Source organism: Desemzia sp. FAM 23990, assembly GCF_045528485.1.
Classification (GTDB): Bacteria; Bacillota; Bacilli; order Lactobacillales; family Carnobacteriaceae; genus Desemzia.
The window spans coordinates 1-288 of record NZ_JBGQQW010000084.1 but is presented as its reverse complement, the minus strand read 5'-3'; the positions used below and the strand labels follow the sequence as shown (position 1 = coordinate 288).

General features: G+C 35.4%; 1 protein-coding gene. It reads right to left on the bottom strand.

Annotation, left to right across the window (positions count from 1 at the left end; all coding sequences use genetic code 11):
* A partial coding sequence (locus tag ACEN4I_RS13555) for a TGS domain-containing protein (protein ID WP_407127861.1) occupies positions 1–242 on the bottom strand: 242 nt, incomplete at its 3' end.
* Positions 243–288 lie beyond the last annotated feature (46 nt).

Here is a 288-nt window from a genome sequence, read left to right as displayed (position 1 = left end):
ATTAAATGAGCTGTTGAGTGTCTTAATACTTCAAGCGCATTTTCATGATCAGGGGTAACGATCTCCAAATCACCGTCTTCATTCAAAGGTTGATTATAATCAACTAACTCCCCATTCCACTTTCCTGCCAGCCCCTTTTTTTCAAGTGACTTTGCGATACTGCTTGCTATATCTTTTGGTGTTGCACCGGATTCTACTTTTTTTATAGAACCATCTGGTAATTTAACTGCTATTTCTGACATTGATTTTCCTCCTATTATAATGTGATTTTATTTATTCAATGGATTT